This is a genomic window from Micromonospora sp. CNZ297, assembly GCF_007827625.1.
This window is the reverse complement of sequence record NZ_VISU01000006.1, coordinates 281688-306260: the sequence shown is the minus strand read 5'-3', so window position 1 is coordinate 306260 and position 24573 is coordinate 281688. Positions and strand designations below refer to the sequence as shown.

The window sequence follows — 24573 nt, the reverse complement described above, 5'->3', positions numbered from 1 at the left end:
GTCAGCCCTCCTGCTGCGTTTCTGCCGGCTGGGTCGCGGCTGCGGCGACAGCGCTGCTGTCGACCGGCTCACCGGCCGGCGTCTCCGCCTGCTGCGCGATGGTGGTCGCGGCAGCCCGGCCGGCCTCGGTGCCACCGGCGGTCGTACCGGACGAGCCCGAGCGGCCACGGCGCGGCCGGTCCGGCCGGTCGCCACGGTCGCGGCGCGGGCCGCGCGACGGGGCGGCCTCGGCCGGGGCCTCGCGGCCCGGGACGGCGTCGCCCTTGTAGATCCAGACCTTCACGCCGATCCGGCCGAAGGTGGTACGGGCCTCGAAGAAGCCGTACTCGATGTTGGCCCGCAGCGTGTGCAGCGGAACCCGGCCCTCGCGGTAGAACTCGGTCCGGCTCATCTCGGCGCCGCCCAGACGGCCCGAGACCTGAACCCGGATGCCCTTGCAGGCGGGGTTCTTCATCGCGGACTGCATCGCCTTGCGCATGGCCCGACGGAAGCTGACCCGGCTGGACAGCTGCTCGGCGACGCCCTGGGCGACCAGCTGCGCGTCCGACTCGGGGTTCTTCACCTCGATGATGTTCAGCTGGACCTGCTTGCCGGTGAGCTTCTCCAGCTCGCCGCGGATCCGGTCGGCCTCCGCACCCTTACGGCCGATGACGATGCCCGGCCGGGCGGTGTGGATGTCGACGCGGACCCGGTCACGGGTGCGCTCGATGTCGACCTTGGAGATGCCGGCGCGCTCGAGGCCCTTGGACATCATCCGGCGGATCTTGACATCCTCGCCGATGTAGTCCTTGTAGAGCTTGTCCGCGAACCAGCGGGACTTCCAGTCGGTCGAGATGCCGAGCCGGAACCCGGTCGGGTGAACCTTCTGACCCATTACTCGGCACCCTCCGTCGTGCTCTGCTCCTCAGCGGCCGGCTTGGCCGGAGCGGCCTTCTTCGCCGACTTCTTCGGCGTGGCCGCCGCAACCGCCTCGACCGCCACGGTGATGTGGCAGGTGCGCTTGCGGATCCGGTACGCCCGGCCCTGCGCCCGCGGCCGGAACCGCTTCATGGTCGGGCCCTCGTCGACGAACGCCTCACTGACGAGCAGCGCGTCGGGGTCCAGCCGCTCGTTGTTCTCCGCGTTGGCGATCGCGCTCGCGAGCACCTTGTACACCTGCTCGCTCGCAGCCTGCGGCGCGAACTGCAGCACCGTGAGCGCCTCCTTCGCGGGCAGGCCGCGGACGAGGTTGACCACCCGGCGCGCCTTCATCGGCGAGATGCGCACGTGCCGCGCAACCGCCCGCGCGCCCGGAAGCACCGGAGCGTCGCCCTTTCCTGGCATCGCTGTAACCCCTTGTTCCTCTATCCGTATGCCCGCGGCGTCAGCGCCGGCGGCTCTTCCGGTCGTCCTTCTCGTGACCCTTGAACGTGCGGGTCAGCGCGAACTCGCCGAGCTTGTGCCCGACCATGGCCTCGGTCACGAAGACCGGGACGTGCTTGCGTCCGTCGTGCACGGCGATCGTGTGACCCAGCATCTCCGGGATGATCGTCGAGCGCCGCGACCAGGTCTTGATCACGTTCTTCGAGCCCTTGTCGTTCTGCGTCTCCACCTTCTTGAGCAGGTGGTCGTCGACGAACGGGCCCTTCTTCAGGCTGCGAGGCATGTCTTATCTCCCTCAGCCGCGCTTACGCGTGGCGTAGCGGCGGCGGACGATCAGCCGGTCGCTCGGCTGGCCCTTACGACGGGTGCGGCCCTCGGGCTTACCCTGCGGGTTGACCGGGTGGCGACCACCGGAGGTCTTACCCTCACCACCACCGTGCGGGTGGTCGACCGGGTTCATCGCGACACCACGGACGGTCGGGCGCTTGCCCTTCCACCGCATACGGCCGGCCTTACCCCAGTTGATGTTCGACTGGTCGGCGTTGCCGATCTCGCCGATGCTGGCGCGGCAGCGCACGTCCACACGCCGGATCTCACCGGACGGCATACGCAGGGTCGCGTACGCGCCCTCACGGCCGAGCAGCTGGATGCCGACGCCGGCCGAGCGGGCCAGCTTGGCGCCGCCGCCCGGACGCAGCTCCACGTTGTGGATGGTGGTACCGACCGGGATGTTGCGCAGCGGCAGGTTGTTGCCCGGCTTGATGTCGGCGCCCGGACCGGACTCGACACGGTCGCCCTGCTTCAGGTCCTTCGGCGCGATGATGTAACGCTTCTCGCCGTCGGCGTAGTGCAGCAGCGCGATGCGCGCGGTGCGGTTCGGGTCGTACTCGATGTGAGCGACCTTCGCCGGCACGCCGTCCTTGTCGACCCGCTTGAAGTCGATCAGACGGTACTGGCGCTTGTGGCCGCCACCGTGGTGCCGCGTGGTGATCCGGCCGTGGGCGTTGCGTCCGCCCTTCTTCGGCAGCGGAGCCAGCAGCGACTTCTCGGGCGTCGACCGGGTGATCTCGGCGAAGTCGGCAACGCTCGAGCCACGCCGGCCCGGCGTCGTCGGCTTGTACTTACGGATAGCCATTGTCTACACCCCTCAGCTGACCGGGCCGCCGAAGGCCTCGATACGGTCACCGTCAGCCAGCTTCACCATCGCGCGCTTGGTGTCCTTGCGCTTGCCGAACCCGGTACGGGTCCGCTTGCGCTTGCCCTCGCGGTTGAGCGTGTTGACCGTCAGGACGCGGACGTTGAAGATCTGCTGGATAGCGATCTTGATCTCGGTCTTGTTGGCGTCCGGGTGCACCAGGAAGGTGTACCAGTTGCGGTTCAGCTCGCTGTAGCTCTTCTCCGAGACGACCGGCGCGACGATGACGTCACGCGGATCGGCGATCGTGCTCACTTGCCATCCTCCTCGGTGGTCTCGGCGGGAACGCCCAGGAACTCGTCCAGGGCCTCCTTGGTGAAGACCACGTCGTCGGCCACCAGCACGTCGTAGGTGTTGAGCTGGCCGGCCTCGATCAGGTGCACCCGGCTGTCCCGCGCGTTGCGCAGGTTCCGCAGCGACACCCAGTTCAGCTCGTCGGTGCTGCTCAGCACGACCAGGACCCGACGGGCCTGGGTCAGCTTGGTCAGCGTGGCCAGGGCCGCCTTGGTGGACGGCTTCTCGCCGGAGACGAACGCCTCGACGACGTGCACCTGGCCGGCGCGGGCCCGGTCGGAGAGGGCGCCACGCAGGGCGGCGGCCTTCATCTTCTTCGGGGTGCGCTGGCTGTAGTCGCGCGGCACCGGGCCGTGGACCACGCCACCGCCGGCGAACTGCGGCGCGCGGGTCGAGCCCTGGCGGGCACGACCGGTGCCCTTCTGCTTGTACGGCTTCTTGCCTCCACCGGAGACCTCGCCGCGGGTCTTCGTCTTGTGCGTACCCTGGCGGGCCGCCGCAAGCTGGGCCACCACGACCTGGTGCATCAGGGCGATGTTGGCCTGCGCGTCGAAGATGTCGGCCGGCAGCTCGACGGAGCCGCTCTTGGCGCCTTCGACGTTGATGACGTCAACGGTGGTCACTTGGCCGCACCGCCCTTCTTCACCTTCGCCTTGGCCGCGGTGCGGACCAGGACCAGCGCGCCCTTCGGGCCGGGGATGGCACCGCGGACGAGCAGGAGGTTGTTCTCGGTGTCGACCGCCTGGACGGTCAGGTTCTGGACGGTGTAGCGCACGCCACCCATCCGGCCCGCCATCCGGGTGCCCTTGAAGACGCGACCCGGGGTCGCGCAGGCGCCGATCGAGCCGGGCGAGCGGTGCTTGCGCTCGACACCGTGGCTGGCACGCAGACCGTGGAAGCCGTGCCGCTTCATCGGGCCGGCGTAGCCCTTGCCCTTGGTCTTGCCGGTCACGTCGATCACGACGCCGGCCGGGAACTCCTCGACCGTGACCTCCTGGCCCGGCGCGTAGTCCGCGGCGTCGGAGGTGCGCAGCTCGACGATGTGCCGGCGCGGCGCGACGTCCGCCTTGGCGTAGTGCCCGGCGATCGGCTTCTTGACCTTGCGCGGGTCGATGACCCCGTACGCCAGCTGGACCGCGGAGTAGCCGTCCTTGTCGGCGCTACGAACCTGGCTCACGACGCACGGGCCGGCCTGAACCACGGTCACGGGCACAACCTTGTTGTTGTCCCAGACCTGGGTCATGCCGAGCTTGGCGCCCAGGATCCCCTTGACTTGCCTGTCCATTTGTCCGGTCCCTACAGCTTGATCTCGATGTCGACGCCAGCCGGCAGGTCGAGGCGCATGAGCGAGTCGACCGTCTTCGGGGTCGGGTCGATGATGTCGATCAGACGCTTGTGCGTACGCATCTCGAAGTGCTCGCGCGAGTCCTTGTACTTGTGCGGCGAGCGGATGACGCAGAAACGGTTGATCTCCGTGGGCAGCGGCACCGGGCCAGCGACCTGCGCCCCGGTACGCGTCACCGTCTCGACGATCTTCCGAGCCGAGGAGTCGACGACCTCGTGGTCATAGGCCTTGAGCCGGATGCGGATCTTCTGTCCCGCCATGGTGGCTTCTGTTCCTTCTCTCGATGCCGCTGTGTTGCGGGCGCCTGTACCGGCTGGCACAGGCCCACTTCCGCCGACCCCCGCGGTCGGGCGTGTCGCGCCCGTGGGCCAGGCTCCGCCCCGGGACTCCGGAGCGATTCTCTGACCACGCGGTGGGTCATGGCGCCGATCGCGGTGACCGCGACCTGGACGCCGCGCGAGGGTGGTTGACCGCCGATGGCGGCCAACCACCCTACGCGAGACAGTCTGACTCCCGGAGGTCCAGCGTCAACCGGACGCAGGTGACCGACTGTCGTTACGCAACCTGACTAGTATGCCGCACGACCGGCGGCAACGCTAATCGGGGTTACCCAGCTCACTTAATGATCTTGGTGACGCGACCCGCGCCGACCGTACGACCACCCTCGCGGATCGCGAACTTCAGGTTCTCCTCCATGGCGATGGGCTGGATCAGCTTCACCGTCATCGAGGTGTTGTCGCCCGGCATGACCATCTCGGTGCCCTCGGGCAGCGTGACGACGCCGGTGACGTCCGTGGTCCGGAAGTAGAACTGCGGGCGGTAGTTCTGGAAGAACGGGGTGTGCCGGCCGCCCTCCTCCTTGGAGAGGATGTAGACCGTCGCCTCGAACTCCGTGTGCGGGGTCGTGGTGCCCGGCTTGATGACGACCATGCCGCGCTCGACGTCCTCGCGCTTGATGCCGCGCAGCAGCAGACCGACGTTCTCACCCGCACGGGCCTCGTCGAGCAGCTTGCGGAACATCTCGATGCCGGTGCAGGTGGTCTTCATCGACTTCTCACGGATGCCGACGATCTCCACCTCCTCGTTCGGCTTGAGGATGCCGCGCTCGGCGCGACCGGTGACCACGGTGCCGCGACCGGTGATGGTGAAGACGTCCTCGATGGGCATGAGGAACGGCTTCTCGGTCTCGCGCTCCGGCTGCGGGATCGCGGTGTCCACGGCGTTCATCAGGTCCAGGAGCTTCCCGGTCCACTCCGGGTCGCCCTCGAGGGCCTTCAGCGCCGAGACCCGGACGACCGGCAGGTCGTCACCCGGGTACTCCTGCGAGGAGAGCAGCTCACGGACCTCGAGCTCGACGAGCTCCAGGAGCTCCTCGTCGTCGACCATGTCGCTCTTGTTGAGCGCCACGACGATGTACGGCACACCGACCTGACGGGCCAGCAGCACGTGCTCGCGGGTCTGCGGCATCGGGCCGTCGGTCGCCGCCACCACCAGGATCGCGCCGTCCATCTGCGCGGCACCGGTGATCATGTTCTTGATGTAGTCGGCGTGACCGGGGCAGTCGACGTGCGCGTAGTGACGCGCCTCGGTCTGGTACTCGACGTGCGCGATGGAGATCGTGATGCCGCGGGCCTTCTCCTCCGGCGCCTTGTCGATCTCGTCGAACGGCGTGTACGGGTTCAGGTCCGGGTACTGGTCGTGCAGGACCTTGGTGATGGCCGCCGTCAGCGTCGTCTTACCGTGGTCGATGTGACCAATGGTGCCGATGTTGACGTGCGGCTTAGTCCGCTCGAACTTCGCCTTCGCCACTGGTGTCCTCCTGTGGACTTTCTTGGTTCGTTCGCCCCGGCGCGCCGTTCGGCGCTTAGGACTCTGTCGACAGCCTTTCCGGCCGGAAGGCCGGAGAGCTTTTGTGGGTTCTGCGGCGATGAAGCCTACAGGCCCGGTCTCACGCAATCCGATCGAGGTGGCCGCGGGCGGGAGAACCCTCCCGCGACCGCCCTCGTGTCATCGGGTCAGCCGAGGGTGAGCGTCACTCACCCGTCGCCTTGGCGATGATCTCCTTGGCCACCGAGTTCGGAACCTCGGCGTAGGAGTCGAACTGCATGCTGTAGCTAGCCCGGCCCTGGGTCTTCGACCGCAGGTCGCCGACGTAGCCGAACATCTCCGACAGCGGCACCAGAGCCCGGACGACGCGAGCGCCGCTGCGCTCCTCCATCGCCTGGATGATGCCACGCCGGGAGTTGAGGTCGCCGATGACGTCACCCATGTTCTCCTCAGGAGTGGTGACCTCAACGGCCATCATCGGCTCGAGGAGAGCGGGGTCGGCCTTGCGGGCCGCCTCCTTCATCGCCATCGAGCCGGCGATCTTGAACGCCATCTCCGACGAGTCGACCTCGTGGTACTGGCCGTCCACCAGGGTGAGCTTGACACCCACCAGGGGGAAGCCGGCGAGGATGCCGTACTGCATGGCGTCCTGCGCGCCCGCGTCCACCGAGGGGATGAACTCCCGGGGGATGCGGCCACCGGTCACCGCGTTGGCGAACTCGTACGTCGGGGCGTCGTTGCCCAGCGGCAGCGGCTCCACGCTGATGATCACGCGGGCGTACTGGCCGGAACCACCGGTCTGCTTCTTGTGGGTGTACTCGACCTTCTCCACCTTGCGGCGGATGGTCTCGCGGTACGCCACCTGCGGCTTACCGATGTTCGCCTCGACGTTGAACTCGCGGCGCATCCGGTCGACCAGGATGTCCAGGTGCAGCTCGCCCATGCCGGAGATGACCGTCTGACCGGTCTGGTCGTCCAGCTTGACGCGGAAGGTCGGGTCCTCCTCGGCCAGCCGCTGGATGGCGGTGCTGAGCTTCTCCTGGTCGGCCTTGGTCTTCGGCTCGATGGCCACCTCGATGACCGGCTCCGGGAAGGTCATCGACTCCAGGATGACTGGGTTCGCCGGGTCGCACAGGGTGTCACCGGTGGTGGTCTGCTTCAGACCCTGCACCGCGATGATGTCGCCGGCCTGGGCGGAGCTGCGCTCCTCCCGCTTGTTGGCGTGCATCTGGTAGATCTTGCCGATCCGCTCCTTGCGGTCCTTGGTGGAGTTGATCACCTGAGAACCGGACTCGAGCGTGCCGGAGTAGATCCGGACGTACGTCAGCTTGCCGAGGTGCTTGTCGGTCTGGATCTTGAAGGCCAGCCCGGAGAACGGCTCGGAGACCGAGGGCTTCCGCTGCAGCGGGGTCTCGCCGTCGGTGGCCGTACCCTCGATCGCCGGGATGTCCAGCGGCGAGGGCAGGTACGCGACGACCGCGTCCAGCATCGGCTGGATGCCCTTGTTCTTGAAGGCGGTACCGGTGAGGACCGGGTTGGCCTTGCCGGCGATGGTGGACCGGCGGATGGCGGCCTTGATCTCGTCGACCGAGATCTCCTCGCCCTCGAGGTACTTCTCCATCACCGAGTCGTCGACGTCGGCGAGGGTCTCCATCAGCTTCTCGCGCCACTCGGCAGCCGAGTCGGCGAGGTCGGCCGGGATCTCCTCGACCGCGTAGTCCTCACCCTTCTGGGTCTCGCCGCGCCAGGTCAGCGCACGCATCTCGACCAGGTCGACCACGCCGATGAAGTCGGACTCGGCGCCGATCGGGATCTGGAGGACCAGCGGGGTGGCGTTGAGCCGGTCGATCATCATCTGCACGCAGCGGAAGAAGTCGGCGCCGGTCCGGTCGAGCTTGTTGACGAAGCACATCCGGGGGACGTTGTACTTGTCCGCCTGCCGCCAGACGTTCTCCGTCTGGGGCTCCACGCCGGCCACGCCGTCGTAGACCGCGACCGCACCGTCCAGAACACGCAGCGACCGCTCGACCTCGACCGTGAAGTCGACGTGGCCGGGCGTGTCGATGATCTGGATCGTGTGGCCCTTCCACTCGCACTTGGTGGCGGCGGAAGTGATGGTGATACCGCGCTCCTGCTCCTGCTCCATCCAGTCCATGACGGCGGCGCCCTCGTGGACCTCACCGATCTTGTACGTGATGCCGGTGTAGAACAGGATTCGCTCGGTGGTAGTGGTCTTACCGGCATCGATGTGGGCCATGATGCCGATGTTGCGTACGTTGGCGAGCGCGTCTGCGGCGGCCACTTCAATCCCTACTTATCGTCGTCTCGACACAACTGGTGGCGGTTCCGGCGCCGGTGGGCGCCGGAACCTCAGGTGTTACCAGCGGTAGTGCGCGAAGGCCTTGTTCGACTCGGCCATCTTGTGCGTGTCCTCACGCCGCTTGACGGCGGCGCCGAGGCCGTTGCTCGCGTCCAGCAGCTCGTTCATCAGCCGCTCGACCATGGTCTTCTCGCGCCGCGCCCGGGAGTAGGTCACCAGCCAGCGCAGACCGAGCGTGGTCGCGCGGGACGGCCGGACCTCGACCGGAACCTGGTAGGTGGCGCCACCGACACGGCGGCTGCGCACCTCGAGGGTCGGCTTGACGTTGTCCATCGCGCGCTTGAGCGTGACGACGGGGTCGGTGCCGGACTTCTCGCGGCAGCCCTCCAGGGCGGCGTACACGATGCGTTCGGCGAGCTGACGCTTGCCGCGCAGCAGGATCTTGTTCACCAGCTGGGTGACCAGGGGCGAGTTGTACACCGGGTCAGCGACCAGCGGCTTCCGCGGAGCGGGTCCCTTACGCGGCATGTCAGCTCTTCTCCTTCTTCGCGCCGTAGCGGCTGCGAGCCTGCTTGCGGTTGCGGACACCCTGGGTGTCCAGCGAACCGCGCACGATCTTGTACCGCACGCCCGGGAGGTCCTTCACACGACCGCCGCGCACGAGCACGATCGAGTGCTCCTGGAGGTTGTGGCCGACGCCCGGGATGTAGGCGGTCACCTCGATCTGGCTGCTGAGCTTGACACGAGCGACCTTGCGCAGCGCCGAGTTCGGCTTCTTCGGGGTGGTGGTGTACACACGGGTGCACACGCCGCGCCGCTGGGGAGACCCCTTGAGCGCCGGGGTCTTGGTCTTGGTCGTCTTGGCCTGACGGCCCTTTCGGACCAACTGCTGAATGGTGGGCACCGGGTTTCTCCGCTCCCTTCGGCCGCTGCGAGGCGACCGCGCCGTCTGCTCCAGCCGTCCGGATGGGCGGCTCTCCTACATTTCAACCAGGGCCGCCTGACGGCTCCCCAGCACCCGCGGTCGGGCGTGTCGCCCGAGTCACGGTTCCGGTGCCGGCCGCTCACGCGTCGTACCGGATCTTCTGGTCTTGGTGGTGCGACCGCGCGATCACCGGCTGACCGGTTCCAGCGCACGCACGCATTGCCCGGGCGGGCCCGGGCACAAGGGGAAAGAGTACCTACCACAGCCGCGCCGGTCAAAACGGATGGGTCGGGAAGGACCGCTGTGCGGTCCGCCGCCCGGTCTCCGGGTCGCCGATGCGCCGGTGATGGGCACCTACAGTGACAAGTGTACCGGCTCGTCCGCCGCGCGACCCGGCGGCCCCGACACCGCCCGGCCTTCGGACACCCGGACATTCCGCTCAACCCAGGTCACCGGCCGCAGGCGTCGCAGACGCGGCGTCACGTGATCTGCACCACCAGGGCCAGCGCGAGCCCGATCAGGCCGAACAGCACCCCCGCCGCCCCGCAGGAGATCCCCGCCACGGCCAGGCCGGCGCCGGTGAAGCGCACCGACGGCGGCGGCGCCGGCCGCCGGATCTGCCGCCGGGCGAGCAGCCCGGCCACCACCGCGCCGACGCCGATCAGCCCGCCGAGCACTGTGAACGCGCCGGCCGCCCAGGCGCCGCCGACGTCGCGGCCGGCCAGACCGAAGCACAACACCAGCAGCGACACCCCGATCGCGGCGATGCCTGCGACGAGCGACCCGATCGCCAGGCCGGAGGTGACGGGCGGCACGTCGAGGTGGACCACGCCGAACGGCGTACCCGGCACCGCGTCGACCCGCTTCGGCGGCCGCGGCGTCTCGGCTGGCGGCGGCGGAAGCGCCGGCCCGCCGTGCGGACCCCAGCCGCCGTGGCCGGGCACGCTCGCCGGCGCCGGCCACCCGCCGCCGTGCGCCGGCGGACTCCCCGGGTACGCCCCGTACGGCCCCGGCTGGTGCGCCGGCGCGGACGCGGAACCCGGCGGGTACGGCCCGGGGCGCGGCTGGTCGCCTCCCGGCGGAGCCGGTTCCGTCACGGGGTCCTCCTGTCCACACGCGCCCGCCGCGCGGCGGACACCGGCCAGGCTACCGCCGCCGATCATTGCGGGGTGGGCGGGCGCGGGCCCGCTCCCCCACCGGGTCAGTCGAAGTTCGGCGCGAAGTCGTGGCCGAACGAGGCGTCCGCGGCGCGGACCACGCCGATCACCACCGCCGCGACCACCGCGGCGGCGGTCAGCACCAGACCGGTCCGCGCCATCTGCTCGCCGCGCCGCAGCCAGTCCGCGCCGGTGAGATAACCACCCGAGGCGTACGCTTCCCGGCGCGCCTGCCGGGCGAGCACGAGCGCGATCGTGGCCGGCACCGCGCCGCCGAGGAACAGACCGGTGAGCACGCCGATCAGCCCGAGCGCGAAGACGGCGCGGGCCTTGGTGGAGCGGACCGGCTCCGGGTCGTACGGATGGCGGTACGCCTGCGGCACGACGGGCGCCTGCCCGGGCACGGTCGTCATGCCTCCATCATGCCCCGACCCGGCCGTCCGTCCCGGCGGAAGGCAGCCGGTCCCGGCACTCCGGACGCGACGAGGCCCCCGGCGGATGCCGGGGGCCTCGTCGCGTCCTACTGCTTAGCGGTACGACCCGAAGTCGAAGTCGTCCAGCGGAACCGCCTGGCCGCTGGCCGGCCCGAAGCCGTAGTCGGTCTCCGGGTAGCCGGTCATCGAGTAGACCTTGGCCTTCGCCTCCTCGGTCGGCTCGACCCGGACGTTGCGGTACTTGCTGATGCCCGTACCGGCCGGGATGAGCTTACCGATGATCACGTTCTCCTTGAGGCCGATCAGCGAGTCGCTGCGGGCGTGGATCGCCGCGTCCGTCAGCACCCGGGTGGTCTCCTGGAAGGAGGCCGCCGACAGCCAGGAGTCAGTGGCCAGCGAGGCCTTGGTGATACCCATCAGCACCGGGCGACCGGCGGCGGGCTCGCCACCCTCGCCGACGAGCCGGCGGTTCTCCGACTCGAACAGCGCCCGGTCGACCAGCACGCCCGGCAGGAACTCGGTCGAGCCGGAGTCGATCACAGTCACCCGCTTGAGCATCTGGCGGATGATGATCTCGATGTGCTTGTCGTGGATGAGCACACCCTGCGAGCGGTAGACCTCCTGGACCTCCTGGGTCAGGTGGACCTGGACCGCGCGCGGGCCGAGGATGCGCAGCAGCTCGTGCGGGTCGATGGTGCCCTCGGTGAGCTTCTCGCCGACCTCGACGTGGTCGCCGTCGTGCGCCCGGAGCCGGACCCGCTTCGAGATCTTGTCGTACACGATCTCGTCGCTGCCGTCGTCCGGGATGACCACGATCTTGCGGGACCGCTCGCCGTCCTCGATCCGGATGCGACCCGGGGTGTCGGCGATGGGCGCCTTACCCTTCGGCACCCGGGCCTCGAAGATCTCCTGGACACGGGGCAGACCCTGGGTGATGTCCTCACCCGCGACACCACCGGTGTGGAAGGTACGCATCGTCAGCTGCGTACCCGGCTCACCGATCGACTGGGCGGCGATGATGCCGACCGCCTCGCCGACGTCCACGGTCTTGCCGGTCGGCAGCGAGCGGCCGTAGCACGCACCGCAGACGCCCAGCTTCGACTCGCAGGTGAGCACGCTGCGCACCCGCACCGTCTCGGTCCCGGCGGCGACGATCGCGTCCACCAGGATCGAGTTGATGTCCTGGCCGCGGTGGGCCACCACGGTGCCGTCCGGCCCCTTGATGTCGTCGGCGAGCGTCCGGGCGTGCACGCTGGTCTCGGCGTGCTCGTGCACGACCAGCTTGCCGTCGATGCGCTCACCGACCTGCATCGGGATGGCGCGGTCGGTGCCGCAGTCCTCCTCGCGGATGATGACGTCCTGCGAGACGTCCACCAGACGCCGGGTCAGGTAACCCGAGTCGGCGGTACGCAGGGCGGTGTCCGCGAGACCCTTGCGGGCACCGTGCGTGGAGATGAAGTACTCCAGCACGGACAGACCCTCCCGGTAGCTGGCCTTGATCGGCCGCGGGATGATCTCGCCCTTCGGGTTGGCCACCAGACCACGGATCGCCGCGATCTGCCGGAGCTGGAGCAGGTTACCGCGGGCACCCGAGTTGATCATCTTCCACAGCGGGTTCTCCTGCGGCAGCGCGGTGTCCATCTCCTTGGCGACCTCGTTGGTCGCCTTGGTCCAGATCTCGATGAGCTCGCCGCGGCGCTCCTCGGCGGTCATCAGACCACGCTGGTACTGCTTGTCGATCCGGTCGGCTTCCTTCTCGTACCGCTCCAGGATCTCCCGCTTGCGCGGCGGAGCGATGACGTCCTCCATGCCGATGGTGACGCCGGACCAGGTGGCCCAGTGGAAACCGGCCTCCTTGAGCCCGTCCAGGGTGGCCGCCAGGGCCACCTTCGGGAAGCGCTCGGCGAGGTCGTTGACGATCGCGGAGAGCTGGCCCTTGCGGATCTCGTAGTTCACGAAGCGGTAGCCCGGGGGCAGCGTCTCGTTGAACAGGACCCGGCCCAGCGTGGTCTCCACGGTCACCGGCTCGCCCTCGGTCCAGCCCTCGGGGGCGGTCCACGGCTCGGCGCCGGCGCCGTTGTCCACACCGACCACGTCGCGCAGCCGGATCCGGACCGGCGTCTGCAGGTGCAGCTCGCCGTTGTCGTACGCCATCCGCGCCTCGGCGTCCGAGCTGAACGCCCGGCCCTCGCCCTTGCCACCCGGGGTGAGGTGGGTGAGGTGGTACAGACCGATGACCATGTCCTGGGTCGGCATGGTGACCGGCTTGCCGTCGGCCGGCTTGAGGATGTTGTTCGACGACAGCATCAGGATCCGCGCCTCGGCCTGGGCCTCGGCGGACAGCGGCACGTGGACCGCCATCTGGTCACCGTCGAAGTCGGCGTTGAACGCGGTGCAGACCAGCGGGTGGATCTGGATGGCCTTGCCCTCGACCAGCTGCGGCTCGAAGGCCTGGATGCCCAGACGGTGCAGGGTCGGCGCGCGGTTCAGCAGAACCGGGTGCTCGCCGATGACCTCTTCCAGCACGTCCCACACGACCGGCCGCTGCCGCTCGACCATCCGCTTGGCGGACTTGATGTTCTGCGCGTGGTTGAGGTCGACCAGCCGCTTCATCACGAACGGCTTGAACAGCTCCAGCGCCATCTGCTTGGGCAGGCCGCACTGGTGCAGCTTGAGCTTCGGGCCGACCACGATGACCGAACGGCCGGAGTAGTCGACGCGCTTGCCCAGCAGGTTCTGGCGGAACCGGCCCTGCTTGCCCTTGAGCATGTCGGACAGCGACTTCAGCGGCCGGTTACCCGGGCCGGTGACCGGACGGCCACGGCGGCCGTTGTCGAACAGCGCGTCGACGGCCTCCTGGAGCATCCGCTTCTCGTTGTTGACGATGATCTCGGGCGCGCCGAGGTCGATCAGCCGCTTGAGGCGGTTGTTCCGGTTGATCACACGCCGGTACAGGTCGTTCAGGTCGGAGGTCGCGAAGCGGCCACCGTCGAGCTGCACCATCGGGCGCAGGTCCGGCGGGATGACCGGGACGCAGTCCAGCACCATGCCGAGCGGCGAGTTGCGGGTGTTCTGGAAGGCCGCGACGACCTTGAGCCGCTTGAGCGCACGGATCTTCCGCTGGCCCTTGCCGGAGCGGATGGTCTCGCGCAGGTTCTCCGCCTCGGCCTCCAGGTCCATGTTCTGGACCAGGGCCTTGATCGCCTCGGCGCCCATGCTGCCGGTGAAGTACTCACCGAAGCGGTCGCGCAGCTCGCGGTAGAGCAGCTCGTCGGTGACCAGCTGCTTCGGCTCCAGCTTGCGGAAGGTGTCGAGGACCTCGTCGAGGCGGTCGATCTCGCGCTGGGCCCGGTCGCGGATCTGGCGCATCTCGCGCTCTCCGCCCTCCTTGACCTTGCGCCGGACGTCCGCCTTCGCGCCCTCGGCCTCCAGCTCGGCCAGGTCGGCCTCCAGCTTGGCGGCCCGCTTCTCGATCTCCGAGTCGCGGCTGTTCTCGGCCTGCCGCTTCTCGGCCAGGATCTCGTTCTCGATGGTCGAGAGGTCGCGGTGACGCGCTTCGGCGTCCACGCTCGTCACGACGTACGAGGCGAAGTAGATGATCTTCTCGAGGTCCTTCGGGGCGAGGTCCAGCAGGTAGCCCAGCCGGCTCGGCACGCCCTTGAAGTACCAGATGTGGGTCACCGGAGCGGCCAGCTCGATGTGACCCATCCGCTCCCGGCGAACCTTGGAGCGGGTCACCTCGACGCCGCAGCGCTCGCAGATGATGCCCTTGAAACGGACCCGCTTGTACTTACCGCAGTAGCACTCCCAGTCCCGCTGCGGACCGAAGATCTTCTCGCAGAAGAGCCCGTCCTTCTCCGGCTTGAGGGTGCGGTAGTTGATGGTCTCGGGCTTCTTGACCTCGCCGTGGGACCACTGACGGATGTCGTCAGCGGTGGCGAGGCCGATGCGCAGCTCGTCGAAGAAGTTGACGTCGAGCACTATGTCCCCTATGTCGTCGTCTGTACTGCTAGCTAACGAGTGGGATCCGGGGCAGGGTGACCCTGCCCCGGATCACCACCTCAGACCTCTTCGACCGAGCTCGGCTCGCGCCGGGACAGGTCGATGCCCAGCTCCTCCGCCGCCCGGAACACCTCGTCGTCGGTCTCGCGCATCTCCAGGGCCACACCGTCGCTGGAGAGCACCTCGACGTTGAGGCACAGCGACTGCAGCTCCTTGAGCAGCACCTTGAACGACTCCGGGATGCCCGGCTCGGGGATGTTCTCGCCCTTGACGATCGCCTCGTAGACCTTGACCCGGCCCAGGACGTCGTCGGACTTGATGGTCAGCAGCTCCTGCAGGGCGTAGGCGGCGCCGTACGCCTGCATGGCCCAGCACTCCATCTCACCGAAGCGCTGGCCACCGAACTGCGCCTTACCACCCAGCGGCTGCTGCGTGATCATCGAGTACGGGCCGGTCGACCGGGCGTGGATCTTGTCGTCGACCAGGTGGTTGAGCTTCAGGATGTAGACGTAGCCGACCGCGATCGGGTCGGGCAGCGGCTCGCCGGAACGACCGTCGAACAGCTGCGCCTTGCCGCTGCCCCCGATGAGCTGGTTGCCGTCCCGGTTGGGCAGGGTCGACGCCAGCAGACCGGAGATCTCCTCCTCGCGGGCACCGTCGAAGACCGGCGTGGCCACGTTGGTGTCCGGCTCGGACTCGTGCGCGTTGATCGAGCGGAGCTGGCGCTTCCACTCGGCGTCGTCGCCGTCCACGCTCCAGCCGGTCTTGGCAACCCACCCGAGGTGGGTCTCCAGGACCTGGCCGATGTTCATCCGGGACGGCACACCGAGCGGGTTCAGCACGATGTCGACCGGGGTGCCGTCCTCCAGGAACGGCATGTCCTCGATCGGCAGGATCTTGGAGATGACGCCCTTGTTGCCGTGGCGGCCCGCGAGCTTGTCACCGTCCTGGATCTTGCGCTTCTGGGCCACGTAGACCCGGACCAGCTCGTTCACGCCCGGGGGCAGCTCGTCGCCGTCCTCGCGGGAGAAGGTACGCACACCGATGACCGTGCCGGTCTCGCCGTGCGGCACCTTCAGCGAGGTGTCCCGGACCTCGCGCGCCTTCTCGCCGAAGATCGCGCGGAGCAGCCGCTCCTCGGGGGTCAGCTCGGTCTCACCCTTCGGGGTGACCTTGCCGACCAGGATGTCGCCGGGGACGACCTCGGCGCCGATCCGGATGATGCCGCGCTCGTCGAGGTCGGCGAGCATCTCCTCGCTGACGTTCGGGATGTCGCGGGTGATCTCCTCCGGGCCGAGCTTGGTGTCCCGGGCGTCGACCTCGTGCTCCTCGATGTGGATCGAGGTGAGCACGTCCTGCTGCACGAGGCGCTGCGACAGGATGATCGCGTCCTCGTAGTTGTGGCCCTCCCAGCACATGAACGCCACCAGCAGGTTACGTCCGAGCGCCATCTCGCCCTCGTCGGTGCACGGACCGTCGGCGATGACCTGACCGGCCTCGACGCGGTCGCCCTCGAAGACGACCGGCTTCTGGTTGACGCAGGAGCCGGCGTTGGAGCGGCGGAACTTGTGCAGCAGGTACGTACGGCGGTGGCCGTCGTCCTGGTGGACGGTGATGTAGTCCGCGCACAGGTCCTCGACCACACCGCCGACCTCGGCGACGACGACGTCACCGGCGTCGACCGCGGCGCGGTACTCCATGCCCGTACCGACCAGCGGAGCCTCGGCCTTGACCAGCGGCACCGCCTGACGCTGCATGTTCGCACCCATGAGCGCGCGGTTGGCGTCGTCGTGCTCCAGGAACGGGATCATCGCGGTGGCGACCGAGGTCATCTGCCGCGGCGACACGTCCATGTAGTCCACGGCGCCCGGCGCGACGTCCTCGGTCTCGCCGCCCTTACGGCGGACCAGGACGCGGTCCTCGGCGAAGGTGCCGTCCGACTTCAGCGGGGCGTTTGCCTGCGCCTTGACGAACCGGTCCTCCTCGTCCGCGGTCAGGTAGTCGATCTGGTCGGTGACCCGGCCGTCGATGACCTTCCGGTACGGCGTCTCGATGAAGCCGAACGGGTTGACCCGGGCGAACGTGGACAGGGCGCCGATCAGGCCGATGTTCGGGCCTTCCGGCGTCTCGATCGGGCACATCCGGCCGTAGTGGGACGGGTGCACGTCCCGGACCTCGAAGCCGGCCCGCTCGCGGGACAGACCACCCGGGCCGAGCGCGCTCAGCCGGCGCCGGTGGGTCAGGCCCGCCAGCGGGTTGGTCTGGTCCATGAACTGGGACAGCTGCGACGTACCGAAGAACTCCTTGATCGCCGCCACCACCGGGCGGATGTTGATCAGGGTCTGCGGCGTGATCGCCTCGACGTCCTGGGTGGTCATCCGCTCGCGGACGACCCGCTCCATCCGGGAGAGACCCACCCGGACCTGGTTCTGGATCAGCTCGCCCACGGTACGCAGGCGACGGTTGCCGAAGTGGTCGATGTCGTCGGCCTCGTAGCCCTCCTCACCGGCGTGCAGCCGGCAGAGGTATTCCGCGGTGGCGACGATGTCGTCCTCGGTGAGCGTGCCGGTGGTGATCGGCACGTCCAGCTCGAGCTTCTTGTTGAACTTGTAGCGCCCGACCTTGGCGACGTCGTACCGCTTCGGGTTGAAGAAGAGGTTGTCGAGCAGGGTCTGGGCGTTCTCACGGGTCGGCGGCTCGCCAGGGCGGAGCTTCCGGTAGATGTCGAGCAGGGCCTCGTCCTGGCCGGCGATGTGGTCCTTCTCGAGCGTGGTCATCATGAGCTCGGACCAGCCGAACTTCTCACGGATGCGCTCGGCGGACCACCCGATGGCCTTGAGCAGGACGGTGACGGCCTGGCGGCGCTTGCGGTCGATGCGAACGCCGACCGTGTCGCGCTTGTCGATGTCGAACTCCAGCCAGGCACCCCGGCTCGGGATGACCTTGACGCTGGAGAGGTCGCGGTCGGAGGTCTTGTCCGGCTGCTTGTCGAAGTACACGCCCGGCGAGCGGACGAGCTGGCTGACCACGACGCGCTCGGTGCCGTTGATGATGAAGGTGCCCTTCGGCGTCATCATCGGGAAGTCACCCATGAACACCGTCTGGCTCTTGATCTCGCCAGTGGTGTTGTTGGTGAACTCCGCGGTCACGAACAGCGGCGCGCAGTAGGTCAGGTCCTTCTCCTTGCACTCCTCGATCGAGGCCTTGACCTCGTCGAAGCGCGGAGCCGAGAAGGAGAGCGACATGGTGCCGGAGAAGTCCTCAATGGGACTGATCTCGTCGAGGATCTCCGCGAGACCCGAGCGTGCGTGCGGGTCGTCCGCCGACCGGCCCTGCCAAGCCTCGTTGCCGACGAGCCAGTCGAAGGACTCGTTCTGGATGGCGAGGAGGTTGGGGACCTCGAGGTGTTCGGTGATCCGACCGAAAGAAACTCGGCGGGGCGCGAATGCGCTCGACGTACGACTGGTCTTCGCAGGGCGGGAAGCTGCCAAGATGCGTCCTTCCGAGGACCGGTGCTGCAGAACGGCTGGTACGCGTGCACTCCAATGACCCCACCAGAAATATCCACAATCGGACATTTCCGAGCAGGGGTCAAGTCGGAAGGCAGCGCAAACTAGCAGTGTAGCCGAGAGGCTAACCGCTGTCCAGCCCACCCCGCAGGTCGTCGCGGAACAAGCCCTGGGACCTCGGAAACCGGGTCGACCGGGCCGCTCGGAACGCGACGCTCCTGCCGGTCCGCTCGGGAGCCGCGGCGGCGGTGCTGCCGTTGCCTTACCCGAGAGGCGGCCGTTGCAAGCGCGGAAGGTCTTGCTGATGTTCAGCGTGCCTGGCAGGCCCGTGCCGCGTCAAGGGCCGGTTACTGCTCGGGGTGTCTTTCCCACCGACGGGCTACCGACAGACGTCGCTGACCGGCCGATGAGAGGACGCTGTACGCCCTGCTCACGCCGTTCGTCGGCGGGCGGCACCAACACGGCGGGCGGTGACCCGGTCTCCCGGATCACCGCCCGCCGCGACGCGATGTGCCCCGGCTCACGTGAGCCGGACGCGCGTCAGGTGGAGCAAGGTCACTTGAGGGTGACCTTGGCGCCCTCGCCCTCGAGCTTGGCCTTGGCCTTCTCGGCGGTCTCCTTGTTGGCCTTCTCCAGGACGGCCTTCGGAGCGGCCTCGACCAGGTCCTTGGCCTCCTTGAGGCCCAGGCCGGTCAGCTCGCGCACGACCTTGATGACCTGGATCTTCTTGCCACCGTCGGCGTCGAGGATGACGTCGAACTCGTCCTTCTCCGGCTCGGCCTCGGCGGCCGGGGCACCCGGACCGGCCGGGCCGGCGACGGCGACCGGAGCGGCGGCGGTGACCTCGAAGGTCTCCTCGAACTGCTTCACGAACTCGGAGAGCTCGATCAGCGTCATCTCCTTGAACGCGTCGAGCAGCTCGTCGGTGCTGAGCTTCGCCATGTCTGGCGTCCTTTCTCGCAATGAAAACTAAGAACGTGGTGCGCCGGGAGGGCCTCAGGCCGCCTCGGCGCCCTCCTGCTCGCGCTTCTTGTCCGCCAGGGCGGCCGCCGCGCGGGCGGCCTTGGAGAGCGGAGCCTGGAACAGGGCCGCGGCCTTGCTCAGGTTGCCCTTCATGGCGCCGGCCAGCTTGGCCAGCAGCACCTCGCGGGACTCCAGGTCGGCGAGCTTCGTGACCTCGGCCGCGGAAATGGCCTTGCCCTCGAAGACACCGCCCTTGATGACGAGCTTCGGGTTGGCCTTCGCGAAGTCGCGAAGCCCCTTCGCCGCCTCGACGACGTCGCCCGAAACGAAAGTCAGCGCGGTAGGACCGGAGAACAGCTCGTCGAGCCCGGAGATGCCCGCATCGGCCGCGGCACGCTTGGCAAGCGTGTTCTTCGCGACCGTGTAGCTGGTCTCCTTGCCGAGCGAGCGCCGCAGCTGGGTGAGCTGCGAAACCGTGAGCCCGCGGTACTCGGTCAGCACGGTCGCTCCCGCGTTGCGGAAGCTCTCGGTCAGCTCGGCGACGGCCGTGGCCTTGTCGGCCCGGATCGGCTTGTCCGCCATGTCCCTCCTCTCTCGTTGCTCGGAGCTGGTACGCCGGCGGCGAGCCGAGGCTCGACGACGGCGGCGGAGGCATCACGACAACGAAAAAGCCCCGGCGCAGGGCGCACGGGGCGAGGGCCGGGGACACGGGCACAGTCGGCGGACCGTGCGTGAAACCGAGTTTCGCTTACCGCCCTGCGCGGGTCGCCCGTCGTCGCGGGACCTTCGACCGTGCCGGAGCACGGTGACCAGCGGTCTTTGGGTGGAACTACCGCACCAGGTTACGCGACGTGCGCCGCAGCACCAAATCGCCGGAGGTGCTCCCGGTCACCAGGGCTCAGGCCCGGGTGCGCCGCGCCCAGGCGTAGCCGGTCAGCGCCACCGCCGTCCAGGCCAGGGCCCAGCCGGTGAGCAGCAGACCGGCCCCGGCCGCGACCGGCCCGGTGACCGCCCGCGCGGTCGCCATGACCGGCGGGGCCAGCCACGGCGCGACCGAGCCGGAGAGCCCGAGCACCACGACCCCGACCGCGCCGGTGACCAGCACGGCGACCCCGTAGCCGGCGCTGCGGGTCACGGCCCGGCTCGCCAGCGCGCCGAGCGCCACCGCCGCCGGCAGGGCGAGCAGGTGCGCCCAGAGCCCCAGGGCCACCCCGACGAGCACCGGCCGCTCCGCCGGCCCGACGGCAGCGGTGACCCCGCCGAGCGGCCACGGCAGCGCCAGCGCGACGAGCACCACGGCGAGCCCGGCCACCAGTGCCGCCAGCAGCCCGGCCGCCCGTTCCCGGGCCGGCCCGGCCACCACCCGGGCCATCCGGCGCTGCACGTCGGGTTCCACGTCCAGCAGGATCTTGGTCTGCCAGGCCAGCACCGGGAACAGCACCACGGCGGAGACGCCATAGGCCTCCGCCGGCCGGGCCCGGCCACCGCCGTAGAGGACGCCGAGGACGAGCAGGCCGGCCAGCACCGGCGCCAACGCCCGTCCGGTACGCAGGAAGCCGGCCAGCCGCAGCCGGACCAGCGCGATCACCGGGCCACCTCCGGCGCCGGCCCGGGCCGGGCGGAGTCCCCGGCCTCGGCACCGGCCTGGTCCGGGGAACCAGCGGCGGACGCGCCGCCCGACCCGCCGGTGCCCGACGGCCCGGCGGAGGCCGGCACCGGGTGCGTGGCCGGGGGCGGGACGGCGTGTTCGCGTACCCGAAGGATCTGATGGCCGTCGGCGCGCAGGCGGGCGACGGCGGCGGCCAGCCCGGCGGCCGGGACCGCCAGCTCGACCACGGCGACGGCCGCGCCGCCCGACGACGCCTCCTCGGTCACCGTGCCGTCGGTGACCGACAGGTGCCGGGCTCCGGGGAGCCGGACCGTCTCGCCGCGGTGGTCGCTGACCAGCACCGTGCCGCCGTCGGCCAGCACCTCGCCGATGATCTCGGGGACCGACTCGCGGGCGGTGGCGTCCAGCCCCTCCCAGGGCTCGTCGAGCACCAGCAGGCCGGGCGGGCGCAGCAGTGCCTGCGCCAGGCCGACCTTCTGCGCGGTGCCCTTGGACAGCCGCGGCAGGCGCACGTCGTGGAAGCGGGTCAGGCCCAGTCGCTCCACCCAGTGGCGCACCGCCCGGTCGGCGGCGGGACCGGGCAGGCCGGCGACGCGGCCCATGGCGGACAGGTAGGCCCCGACTGTGAACGGCTGGTCGGCGGGGAAGCGCTCCGGCACCCAGCCGACGACCGGCGGCCGGTCGGCGACCCGGCCCCGGCTCGGGCGCAGCACCCCGGCGGCGAGCTGGAGCAGAGTGGACTTGCCGGCGCCGTTGCGGCCGAGCACGACCGCTGCCTCACCCAGGCCGATCGCGACGTCGACCTGCCGCAGCACCCACGGGCCGTGCCTGTGGTAGCGGAGCCAGACGCCGTCGAGCCGCATGCGCCCGAGAGTGCCACACCGGACAGACGAACGGGGCCCCGCCACGACGTGATGGCGGGGCCCCGTCCGGGAGTACGCGTGCTCAGCCCTCGGCCGAGCCCTCCTGGAAGTTCTTCACGACCTTCGGGTCGACCGGTACGCCCGGGCCCATCGTGGTGGTGAGGGTGACCTTCTTGAGGTACGTGCCCTTGGCCGCGGACGGCTTGGCCCGCAGCACCTCGTCCAGCACCGCGGCGTAGTTGTCCACCAGCTGGTTCTCCGAGAAGGAGGCCTTGCCGATGATCAGGTGCAGGTTGGAGTGCTTGTCCACCCGGAAGGTGATCTTACCGCCCTTGATGTCCGAGACGGCCTTGGTGACGTCCATGGTCACGGTGCCGGTCTTCGGGTTCGGCATCAGACCGCGCGGGCCCAGGATCCGCGCGATCCGGCCGATCTTGGCCATCTGGTCGGGCGTGGCGATCGCCGCGTCGAAGTCCAGCCAACCGCCCTGGATACGGGCGACCAGCTCGTCGGTGCCCACCTCGTCCGCACCCGCGGCGACGGCCTCCTCGGCCTTCGCGCCGGCGGCGAAGACGATCACGCGGGCGGTCTTACCGGTGCCGTGCGGCAGGTTGACCGTGCCGCGGACCATCTGGTCCGCCTTGCGGGGGTCGACGCCGAGGCGCATCGCGACCTCGACCGTGGCGTCGAACTTGACGTTGGTGGTCTCCTTGGCCAGCTTGACGGCCTCGACCGGGGTGTAGAGCTTCGACCGGTCGATGACATCGGCGGCCTTGCGGTAGCTCTTGCTGCGCTGCATTTCTGGTGACTCCTGTGGTCTCTGGCGGGCGCGCGGCGTACGCGGCCCTCCCACGAACAGAAAGATCGGGTGGAGCGGTGGAGCGAGATCAGTCGGCGACGGTCAGGCCCATCGACCGGGCGGTGCCGGCGATGATCTTCTCGGCCTGGTCGATGTCGTTGGCGTTGAGGTCCGCCATCTTCTTCTCGGCGATCTCGCGCAGCTGGGCGCGGGTGACCGAGCCGACCTTCTCCTTGTGCGGGACGCCCGAGCCCTTCTGCACGCCGGCGGCCTTGATCAGCAGCCGGGCGGCGGGCGGGGTCTTCAGCACGAAGGTGAACGTGCGGTCCTCGTAGACGCTGATCTCGGCGGGGACGATGTCGCCCCGCTGGGACTCGGTCTGCGCGTTGTAGGACTTGCAGAACTCCATGATGTTCACGCCGTGCTGGCCGAGCGCGGGGCCGACCGGCGGCGCCGGGGTGGCCTGGCCCGCCGGCAGCTGAAGCGTGAACGTCTTGACGAGCTTCTTCTTCGGAGGCATGTCTCTTCCTGGGGCTTGGAACTGGGATTCTCGCCGGTCCGCGGGCGCGCACGGTCAGCACGGTGCGGACAGCCGACGTTCTAGGGTAGCGCAGCCGTCGGCCACCCCCCGCGCCGAGGTCGGCGGATGGCGAAACGGCGCACCGGCGGCCACCGGGAAGGGGCGGGCCGCCGGTGCCGACGTACGTCAGATCTTGGCGACCTGGTTGAAGTTCAGCTCGACCGGCGTCTCCCGGCCGAAGATCGACACCAGCACCTTGAGCTTCTGCTGGTCGGCGTTGATCTCGCTGATCGTCGCCGGCAGCGACGCGAACGCGCCGTCAGTGACGGTGACCGAGTCGCCGACCTCGAAGTCGAGGACCTTGATCTCGGGCTTGGCCTTCTTCTGCTCGGTCTCGACCGCCGGGGCCAGCCACTTGAGCACCTCGTCGAGGCTCAGCGGCGCCGGCCGGTCGGCCCGGTCGGTCGCGCCGACGAAGCCGGTGACCCCCGGGGTGTTCCGGACGCAGGAGTAGGACTCGGCGGTCAGTTCCATCCGGACCAGGATGTAGCCCGGGAAGACCTTCGCCTGGACCTGCGACCGCTTGCCGTTCTTGACCTCGACCTCTTCCCGGGTCGGCACCTCGACCTGGTAGATGAAGTCCTCCATGTCGAGGGAGGTGATCCGGGTCTCGAGGTTGGTCTTGACCTTGTTCTCGTAGCCGGCGTACGAGTGCACCACGTACCAGTCGCCGGGCGCGTAACGCAGCTTCTGGCGCAGCTCGGCGACCGGGTCGAAGTCCTCGTCCGGGGCCGGCTCGGTGGTCGGGAACTCCGGCTCGCTGGCGGCCTCGACCGACTCGTTGTTGGCCGCCGTCGCCACCGTGGACTGCTCGTCCGGGGTTCCGGCGGTCTCGTCGTACTCAGGCACGCTCGCTCACTTCCGTCAGTATCGCTGTCCGCAGGTCAGCTGGACTCGCCGAAGACCCACAGCACCGCCTTGGCGAAGCCGTAGTCCAGGCCGGCCACGATCGCCAGCATCACCGCGACGAAGGTGACCACCACGGCCGTGTAGGTCAGCAGCTCCTTGCGGGTCGGCCAGATGACCTTACGCAGCTCTGCCACGACCTCGCGGAAGAACCGCGCGATGCGGGCGAACAGCCCGATCCGCTCGGTGTCCTTGCGGGTCTTCCGGCCCTCGGCCGGCTCGGCCTGCGCCCGCTTGCGGGTCGCGGTGCCACCCCGGGCGACCGGCTCGTCCGCGTCGGTGGCGTCGTCGTCGGCCACGTCGTCGACGGTCGCGTCGTCGTTCAGACGCTCGTCGCCGTCGTCCTCGCCGCGGCGCTTGCTCTCGGCCACTTCGCCCTCCGTGCGGGTATGGGGTCGCACGCCGGGCGGCGTGCGCGGCGTGTTGGTCACGCCGGCCGGACCAACCGTCCCGCGACGGGCCGCGGCCGGCGGACCGGCCGGG

General features: G+C 69.3%; 24 protein-coding genes. All 24 read right to left on the bottom strand.

Going from position 1 to position 24573, the window contains the following annotated elements; genetic code table 11:
- Position 1: 1 nt before the first annotated feature.
- The gene (gene rpsC / locus FB454_RS14480) at positions 2 to 874 is read right to left on the bottom strand and encodes a 30S ribosomal protein S3 (RefSeq protein WP_047891645.1); all 873 of its coding nucleotides are present in this window, start codon (positions 872 to 874) and stop codon (positions 2 to 4) included.
- A complete protein-coding gene (rplV, locus tag FB454_RS14475; RefSeq protein WP_013288630.1) occupies positions 874 to 1323 on the bottom strand; it encodes a 50S ribosomal protein L22 in 450 nt (149 codons plus the stop codon). The genes rpsC and rplV overlap by 1 nt, the downstream gene beginning before the upstream one ends.
- 40 nt (positions 1324 to 1363) lie before the next feature.
- Entirely contained in the window at positions 1364 to 1645 is a 282-nt protein-coding gene (rpsS, locus tag FB454_RS14470) for a 30S ribosomal protein S19 (protein ID WP_007073032.1), read from the bottom strand.
- Between the two features lie 12 nt (positions 1646 to 1657).
- Complete coding sequence (gene rplB, locus FB454_RS14465; protein ID WP_013288631.1) at positions 1658 to 2497, bottom strand: 50S ribosomal protein L2; 840 nt, start codon at positions 2495 to 2497, stop codon at positions 1658 to 1660.
- Between the two features lie 12 nt (positions 2498 to 2509).
- On the bottom strand, positions 2510 to 2812 hold the full coding sequence (gene rplW, locus FB454_RS14460; RefSeq protein ID WP_013288632.1) for a 50S ribosomal protein L23: 303 nt from the start codon (positions 2810 to 2812) through the stop codon (positions 2510 to 2512).
- A complete protein-coding gene (gene rplD, locus FB454_RS14455) occupies positions 2809 to 3474 on the bottom strand; it encodes a 50S ribosomal protein L4 (protein ID WP_013288633.1) in 666 nt (221 codons plus the stop codon). Before rplD ends, rplW begins: the two co-directional genes overlap by 4 nt.
- Positions 3471 to 4136, bottom strand: a complete 666-nt coding sequence (rplC, locus tag FB454_RS14450) for a 50S ribosomal protein L3 (RefSeq protein ID WP_013288634.1) — start codon at positions 4134 to 4136, stop codon at positions 3471 to 3473. The genes rplD and rplC overlap by 4 nt, the downstream gene beginning before the upstream one ends.
- 11 nt (positions 4137 to 4147) lie before the next feature.
- Entirely contained in the window at positions 4148 to 4456 is a 309-nt protein-coding gene (rpsJ, locus tag FB454_RS14445) for a 30S ribosomal protein S10 (protein ID WP_007073037.1), read from the bottom strand.
- Between the two features lie 355 nt (positions 4457 to 4811).
- A complete protein-coding gene (gene tuf, locus FB454_RS14440) occupies positions 4812 to 6005 on the bottom strand; it encodes an elongation factor Tu (RefSeq protein ID WP_013288635.1) in 1194 nt (397 codons plus the stop codon).
- Between the two features lie 223 nt (positions 6006 to 6228).
- Positions 6229 to 8325: an elongation factor G gene (fusA, locus tag FB454_RS14435; protein ID WP_013288636.1), complete on the bottom strand. Its 2097-nt coding sequence runs from the start codon at positions 8323 to 8325 to the stop codon at positions 6229 to 6231.
- 75 nt (positions 8326 to 8400) lie between these two features.
- Positions 8401 to 8871, bottom strand: a complete 471-nt coding sequence (rpsG, locus tag FB454_RS14430; protein ID WP_013288637.1) for a 30S ribosomal protein S7 — start codon at positions 8869 to 8871, stop codon at positions 8401 to 8403.
- 1 nt (position 8872) lies between these two features.
- Complete coding sequence (gene rpsL, locus FB454_RS14425; protein WP_007465318.1) at positions 8873 to 9247, bottom strand: 30S ribosomal protein S12; 375 nt, start codon at positions 9245 to 9247, stop codon at positions 8873 to 8875.
- Positions 9248 to 9747: 500 nt separating this feature from the next.
- Positions 9748 to 10119 (bottom strand): hypothetical protein, encoded by a 372-nt coding sequence (locus FB454_RS34870; protein WP_176739877.1) that lies wholly within the window; start codon positions 10117 to 10119, stop codon positions 9748 to 9750.
- A gap of 350 nt (positions 10120 to 10469) precedes the next feature.
- The gene (locus tag FB454_RS14415) at positions 10470 to 10838 is read right to left on the bottom strand and encodes a hypothetical protein (RefSeq protein WP_041784065.1); all 369 of its coding nucleotides are present in this window, start codon (positions 10836 to 10838) and stop codon (positions 10470 to 10472) included.
- Positions 10839 to 10952: 114 nt separating this feature from the next.
- Positions 10953 to 14840 (bottom strand): DNA-directed RNA polymerase subunit beta', encoded by a 3888-nt coding sequence (locus FB454_RS14410; protein WP_013288640.1) that lies wholly within the window; start codon positions 14838 to 14840, stop codon positions 10953 to 10955.
- Positions 14841 to 14920: 80 nt separating this feature from the next.
- Positions 14921 to 18352: a DNA-directed RNA polymerase subunit beta gene (gene rpoB / locus FB454_RS14405; RefSeq protein WP_145823058.1), complete on the bottom strand. Its 3432-nt coding sequence runs from the start codon at positions 18350 to 18352 to the stop codon at positions 14921 to 14923.
- A 573-nt stretch (positions 18353 to 18925) separates the two neighbouring features.
- Positions 18926 to 19312 (bottom strand): 50S ribosomal protein L7/L12, encoded by a 387-nt coding sequence (gene rplL, locus FB454_RS14400; protein ID WP_013288642.1) that lies wholly within the window; start codon positions 19310 to 19312, stop codon positions 18926 to 18928.
- Between the two features lie 54 nt (positions 19313 to 19366).
- Positions 19367 to 19915: a 50S ribosomal protein L10 gene (gene rplJ, locus FB454_RS14395; protein WP_013288643.1), complete on the bottom strand. Its 549-nt coding sequence runs from the start codon at positions 19913 to 19915 to the stop codon at positions 19367 to 19369.
- 316 nt (positions 19916 to 20231) lie between these two features.
- A complete protein-coding gene (locus FB454_RS14390) occupies positions 20232 to 20921 on the bottom strand; it encodes a hypothetical protein (protein ID WP_145823057.1) in 690 nt (229 codons plus the stop codon).
- Complete coding sequence (locus FB454_RS14385) at positions 20918 to 21805, bottom strand: ATP-binding cassette domain-containing protein (protein WP_145823056.1); 888 nt, start codon at positions 21803 to 21805, stop codon at positions 20918 to 20920. The genes FB454_RS14390 and FB454_RS14385 overlap by 4 nt, the downstream gene beginning before the upstream one ends.
- 82 nt (positions 21806 to 21887) lie before the next feature.
- Positions 21888 to 22604, bottom strand: a complete 717-nt coding sequence (rplA, locus tag FB454_RS14380; protein WP_013288646.1) for a 50S ribosomal protein L1 — start codon at positions 22602 to 22604, stop codon at positions 21888 to 21890.
- Positions 22605 to 22692: 88 nt separating this feature from the next.
- A complete protein-coding gene (gene rplK, locus FB454_RS14375; protein WP_013288647.1) occupies positions 22693 to 23124 on the bottom strand; it encodes a 50S ribosomal protein L11 in 432 nt (143 codons plus the stop codon).
- A 186-nt stretch (positions 23125 to 23310) separates the two neighbouring features.
- The gene (gene nusG / locus FB454_RS14370) at positions 23311 to 24033 is read right to left on the bottom strand and encodes a transcription termination/antitermination protein NusG (protein ID WP_013288648.1); all 723 of its coding nucleotides are present in this window, start codon (positions 24031 to 24033) and stop codon (positions 23311 to 23313) included.
- A gap of 35 nt (positions 24034 to 24068) precedes the next feature.
- Positions 24069 to 24461, bottom strand: a complete 393-nt coding sequence (gene secE / locus FB454_RS14365) for a preprotein translocase subunit SecE (protein ID WP_013288649.1) — start codon at positions 24459 to 24461, stop codon at positions 24069 to 24071.
- Between the last annotated feature and the right edge of the window lie 112 nt (positions 24462 to 24573).